We start from the raw sequence: 5186 nt of genomic DNA on the forward strand, positions 1-5186 counted from the left end.
AGATTGTCCGCGGTCCCATCGTGCGCGAGCCCGATGGGTTGGCGATGAGCTCGCGCAACAAATACTTGACCAACCTCCAGCGCCAAAACGCCCTTTGCCTGCGGCAGGCGCTCGACCATGCGGCGGACCTGCTGGAGCAAGGGGTGTCGGACGTCGCCGTCCTGCGCAAGGGCATAGCCACCCTGATCGCCCGGGTGCCGGAGGCCGAGATCGACTATATCGCGTTTGTCGACGACGCTTCGCTGGCGCCCGTCGATGCCGTCGAAGGCAGCACGTTGGTTGCGCTGGCGGTCAAATTCGGATCCACCCGCCTAATCGACAACGCGGTTTTGGTGCCGTAGGGGCCTGCTAGCGAAACGCTTGCGATTTACCGGTCTTTTTTTGGATATTTTTGTTTGAAAGCCATGGGCTCATCATTACATTGGTCTCCGCTTTTGAGAACACTGGTGCGGTAGCCAAGCGGTTAGGCAGTGGATTGCAAATCCACCTAGATCGGTTCGACTCCGATCCGCACCTCCACTTTTTCCAGGTCAACCAATCGATAACAGGAGAATAAAATGTCGGTTCCACAGGATCTGTTCTACGCCAAAACCCACGAGTGGGTTAGCCTCGAAGACGGAATCGCTACCGTTGGTATTAGTGATTTCGCCCAGAGCCAGCTCTCCGATTTGACCTTTGTCGAATTGCCCGAAGTTGGAACTGAATTCTCCGCCGGCGACGAAGCCGCCGTGGTTGAATCCGTCAAGGCCGCCGCCGACGTCTATGCCCCGGTCAGCGGCGAAGTCGTCGAGGTCAACGAGGCCTTGGAAGATGCGCCCGAACTCATCAACAAAGATGCCTTCGGTTCCGGATGGTTGTTCAAAATCAAGGTGTCGGACGAGTCCGAGATCGACGACCTGATGGATGCGGATTCCTACGAGGAACTCTGCCCGGCCGATTAATTCGTGCCGTTAGCACCAGTACTTCAGGAGGACGCCCGTCCTCCTTTTTTTTCGTCATGAATGCATGGTCCGTCAGTTTCAACGAGCCGGTTCCTTATCAGGAGGGACTCGATCTCCAGCGCCGGTTGCTTAAGGCGCGGCAGGAGAACCTGATTCCCGACACGGTCCTGGCGCTGCAGCACACGCCGACCGTGACGCTGGGCAACCGCGGGCGCGACAACTACCTGCTCAAGACCGAAGACGAATACCGGGCGCTCGGCATCGACCTCTTCCAGGTCGAGCGCGGCGGCGACGTGACCTTCCACGGGCCCGGCCAGTGGGTGCTCTATCCCATCCTGTTCCTGGGCGGCAACGAGGCCGATTCCCATGGCTACCTCTCCAATCTCGAGGAGATCGCCATCCGCACGTTGGGCGACTACGGGGTCGAAGGCTTCCGCCGCGAAGGCAAGTCCGGCGCGTGGACCCAGGCGGGGAAGATCGCCGCCATCGGGTTTCGTCTCAAGAAATGGGTTTCGTTCCACGGCATGAGCTTCAATGTCTGCAACGACCTGATGGGGTTCGGCACCATCGTTCCCTGCGGGCTCGTCGGCGAACCCGTTGCTTCGTTGAAAACCATTCTCGGCGAAACCTGCCCGCCGATGCCCGCCGTGCGCGATTCCCTGCTCAACCATTTCTCCTCCGTTTGCAACCGCGAACTGGAGCGGTTCGATGCCGCCGGCGCGCTTCCGCATCCGCTGGCGGAGCTGGTTCATCCGTCTGCCTGAGTCCCGTCGCGGGGCAGAAAAACATTGAACAAGCATCGGATAATCCCTAGCTTCTGCCAGCTAATTTAAATCAACAGGAGAGAGATATGTCCGTAATGCAAGTTACCGAAATCATGAAAATTCTTCCCCACCGCTATCCCTTCCTCATGGTCGACCGCATCGTCGAGATGGACATGGAAGCGGGCACTGTGGTCGGCATCAAGAACCTCACCATGAACGAAGAGTTTTTCCAGGGCCATTTCCCCGGCAATCCGGTGATGCCCGGCGTATTGCAGATGGAAGCGATGGCGCAGGTTGCCGGCGTGATGCTCAATTCGCGTGCCGGAAACGAAGGCAAGACCGCCTACTTCATGTCGATGAACAACGTCAAGTTCCGCAAAATGGTGATCCCGGGCGACCAGCTGCGCATCGAGGTCGAATCCGTTCGCCTGCGCACGCGCATGGCCACGGTCTACGGAAAATGCGTTGTGGATGGCGCGGTCGTCAGCGAAGCCGAGCTCACGTTTGGGTACGGAGCTTAGGACCATGGCACAGATCCACCCAACAGCCATTGTGGCCGACGGTGCGCAGATTGCCGACGACGCGATTATCGGCCCCTATTGCACGATCAGCAGCGAAGCAGTGATTGGTTCCGGAACCGAGCTGGTGTCGCATGTGGTGATCGAGGGCAACACGACGCTGGGCGCCGGCAACCGCGTTTCGCCGTTCGCCGTGCTCGGGGGAAAGACGCAGGACCTCAAGTTCAAAGGCGGAAAACCGGGCGTTAAGATCGGCGACAACAACACCATCCGCGAATACGTCACCATCAACGCCGCCACCAACGATGGCGCTTACACCACGGTGGGCAATGGGTGCCACATCCTGGCGTATTCGCACATCGCCCACTGTTGCCACATCGGCAACGGCGTCATCATTGTCAATGCCTGCCAGATTGCCGGGCATGTCGTGATCGAGGACTTCGCCACGATCGAGGGGTCGGTCGGGATTGTCCAGTTCCTTCGGGTCGGCTCGATGGCGTACATCGGCGCAATGTCGAAAATCACCAAGGATGTTCCGCCCTACATGATTGCGCATGGCGACCCGATTCAGGTTCGCAGCTTCAATCGCATCGGTATGGAGCGGCGCGGCGTCAGCGAAGCCGGCCGCAAGGCGGTCAAGGAAGCCTACCGCATCCTCTACCGGCGGGAAGGCCCCGTGGCCGATCTGCTCGACCGGATCGAGGCCGAGGTCGAGCAGACGCCCGAAATCAAGCACCTGCTCGAATTCTGCCGCGCTTCCGAAAACGGAATCGCGCGCTAGCCGGGCATCGCCCGGTTTGCGGCAACGCCAAACCCTCCAATCCCAATCCGAAGCAACCTCCAATGGCGGAAAACCAAATGGTCGAAAACGGTCGGTCAGATCATTTGTGCTGGGCCCTGTTCAACGGGTCTGGGGTTTCGGGGTTGGGATTTCGGGGCCGCCGCCGGGGGTTTACGCTCCTGGAACTCTTGGCGGTGCTGGTGGTCGTCGCCGTTTTGATTGGCCTCGGCGCAAAGGGCTATCGCTTCGCGCAGCGCCAGGCCAAGGAGAGCTGCGCCCTGGCCGAGATCGGCATCTTCGGCAACGCCCTCAACGAATATCGGGCCGAATACGGCCGCTACCCCGAACAGACGACCGCTGATGGGGTCTCCGCGCTTCCTGAATTGGATGAACTGAAACGGCTGGCCGAGGGCGTTGTGCCGGTTGATCCATGGGGGAACGAATATCAATATGTTTGCACCAACCGTTTCCTTTACCGCATCTGGTCGAAGGGGCAGGATGCGATCAACGCCGAGGACGACATCAGTCCTTTCAACCCGGGGAATTGAACATGGAAAAACGTGGGTTCACATTGGTAGAGCTGTTGGTGGTCATCGTCATCGTCTCCATTCTGGCCACGCTGGGTTCCCGGGTTGTTCGTTCCGCCCGCACCAACGCCAAGCGGGCGCAGGCGATGGTGGAAATGAAGTCGATCGAAACCGCCATCAAGGCCTACCGCAGCAAATACGGCTTCCTCCCGGCCGGCGAACTGGTCGTGCAGGGCGAGGAGGATATCACCTTCACCTATCCGACGGACTCGGGCGACGCGGGCGATCCCGACAGCGAGGGGATCATCTCGATCCTGACCAACGCCGACGACTGCGACGAATCCTACAACCAAGCCGGCATGGTTTTCCTCGAACCGCAGGGCAATGGGCAGACCGGCGTCTTCCTGGACCCGTGGGGGTTCCAGTACCGCATCGCGCTCGACACCGATTATGACGGCGAGTTGGCGATCGGCGGCGAAAGCGTCCGCCGCAAGGTGGCGCTGGCCGCCGTGGGGCTCTATGCCCAGGGCGGCGATTCCTCCGCAACCAATTCGCTGGTGAAGAGCTGGGAATAGCCGGTTCCGCGTCGGGTTGGTTTTTCCCCGGCAACTTTGAACGTTCTCCATGTGCCATCCTCTAAAGTTTCATCTTTCATGTATTGAAACTGTAACCAAGGAGTATGGATTATGCGTGGAGTTAGATATGTGTTTATTGGTTTGGTTGCCGCGGCATTGTTGGCGGGTGGGCCCGTTTTTGCCAAAAGCGCCGAAGAGCTGAAGCAGACCGGCAGTGCGTTTTCCGCCATTGCCAAAAAGGCGTTGCCCGCCGTTGTTTTCATCGATGTCGAAACAACGGTCGAGGTTCAGCGCTACCGCTATCAAAATCCCCTGGAGCAGTTTTTCGGGCGCGGGTACGGCTACCAACAGCAGGAACCTGAAACCCAGAAGTACAGCCAGCAGGGGCAGGGCTCCGGCTTCATCATTTCCAAGGATGGCTACATCCTCACCAACAACCACGTCGTCAAAGATGCCGACCGCATCACCGTCACCCTCGCCGACGGCAAGGAGCTCGTTGCCAAGGTCGTCGGCACCGACCCCAAAACCGAGGTGGCCTTGATCAAGGTTGAAAGCGAAGACGATCTGCCCGTTCTCGATCTGGGCGATTCCGACGCGCTCGAAGTCGGCGAATGGGTGATTGCCGCCGGCAATCCCTTCGGCCTGTCGCAAACCATCACCGCCGGCATTGTCAGCGCCAAGGGGCGCGACGAACCGGGCATCGCCGAATACGGGAACTTCATCCAGACCGATGCCGCCATCAATCCCGGCAACTCCGGTGGCCCGCTGCTGGACATCGATGGAAAAGTGGTTGGCATCAACACCGCCATCTACACCCGCACGGGCGGTTACATGGGCATCGGTTTCGCCATCCCGATCAACCAGGCCGTCCGGATCAAGGACCAGCTGATCAAGTACGGCAAGGTTTCGCGCAGCGTCCTGGGCATCTATATCCAGGAGGTCGACGAAGACCTCGCCAAGAGCTTCGGGCTCAACGAGAAGGGCGGCATCCTGATCAACCAAGTGATGGAGGATTCCGCCGCCGAGAAGGCCGGCTTGAAAGAAGGCGACATCGTGGTTGAGCTCGACGGCCGGAAGGTG

The 5186-nt window shown here is 59.4% G+C and carries 8 protein-coding genes and 1 tRNA gene; all 9 read left to right on the forward strand.

Annotated features, from left to right (window positions below; all coding sequences use genetic code 11):
* Positions 1-341: pantoate--beta-alanine ligase (locus ABYO54_RS13725; RefSeq protein WP_372808815.1), on the forward strand; the 341-nt coding region annotated here is incomplete at its 5' end.
* 104 nt (positions 342-445) lie between these two features.
* Positions 446-519: transfer RNA gene (locus ABYO54_RS13730), tRNA-Cys, on the forward strand.
* A gap of 38 nt (positions 520-557) precedes the next feature.
* The gene (gcvH, locus tag ABYO54_RS13735) at positions 558-941 is read left to right on the forward strand and encodes a glycine cleavage system protein GcvH (protein ID WP_372808816.1); all 384 of its coding nucleotides are present in this window, start codon (positions 558-560) and stop codon (positions 939-941) included.
* Positions 942-997: 56 nt separating this feature from the next.
* Positions 998-1705 (forward strand): lipoyl(octanoyl) transferase LipB, encoded by a 708-nt coding sequence (gene lipB / locus ABYO54_RS13740; RefSeq protein ID WP_372808817.1) that lies wholly within the window; start codon positions 998-1000, stop codon positions 1703-1705.
* An 86-nt stretch (positions 1706-1791) separates the two neighbouring features.
* Positions 1792-2226 carry a 3-hydroxyacyl-ACP dehydratase FabZ gene (gene fabZ, locus ABYO54_RS13745; protein WP_372808818.1) on the forward strand — a complete coding sequence of 145 codons (435 nt, stop codon included), beginning with the start codon at positions 1792-1794 and terminating at the stop codon, positions 2224-2226.
* 4 nt (positions 2227-2230) lie between these two features.
* On the forward strand, positions 2231-3004 hold the full coding sequence (gene lpxA / locus ABYO54_RS13750; protein WP_372808819.1) for an acyl-ACP--UDP-N-acetylglucosamine O-acyltransferase: 774 nt from the start codon (positions 2231-2233) through the stop codon (positions 3002-3004).
* A 62-nt stretch (positions 3005-3066) separates the two neighbouring features.
* A complete protein-coding gene (locus tag ABYO54_RS13755) occupies positions 3067-3552 on the forward strand; it encodes a type II secretion system protein GspG (RefSeq protein ID WP_372808820.1) in 486 nt (161 codons plus the stop codon).
* Between the two features lie 2 nt (positions 3553-3554).
* Positions 3555-4106: a type II secretion system protein gene (locus tag ABYO54_RS13760; RefSeq protein WP_372808821.1), complete on the forward strand. Its 552-nt coding sequence runs from the start codon at positions 3555-3557 to the stop codon at positions 4104-4106.
* 111 nt (positions 4107-4217) lie between these two features.
* The coding region (locus ABYO54_RS13765; RefSeq protein WP_372808822.1) for a Do family serine endopeptidase at positions 4218-5186 on the forward strand (969 nt) is incomplete at its 3' end.

Origin of the sequence: Pontiella sp., from assembly GCF_041622395.1 — a bacterium.
Taxonomy (GTDB): domain Bacteria; phylum Verrucomicrobiota; class Kiritimatiellia; order Kiritimatiellales; family Pontiellaceae; genus Pontiella.

Bases quoted from the DNA above. Each gene is read 5' to 3' on its own strand.
- lpxA (WP_372808819.1), top strand. From the start codon at position 2,231: ATGGCACAGATCCACCCAACAGCCATTGTGGCCGACGGTGCGCAGATT.
- fabZ (WP_372808818.1), top strand. From the start codon at position 1,792: ATGTCCGTAATGCAAGTTACCGAAATCATGAAAATTCTTCCCCACCGC.
- ABYO54_RS13755 (WP_372808820.1), top strand. From the start codon at position 3,067: ATGGCGGAAAACCAAATGGTCGAAAACGGTCGGTCAGATCATTTGTGC.
- gcvH (WP_372808816.1), top strand. From the start codon at position 558: ATGTCGGTTCCACAGGATCTGTTCTACGCCAAAACCCACGAGTGGGTT.
- lipB (WP_372808817.1), top strand. From the start codon at position 998: ATGAATGCATGGTCCGTCAGTTTCAACGAGCCGGTTCCTTATCAGGAG.
- ABYO54_RS13760 (WP_372808821.1), top strand. From the start codon at position 3,555: ATGGAAAAACGTGGGTTCACATTGGTAGAGCTGTTGGTGGTCATCGTC.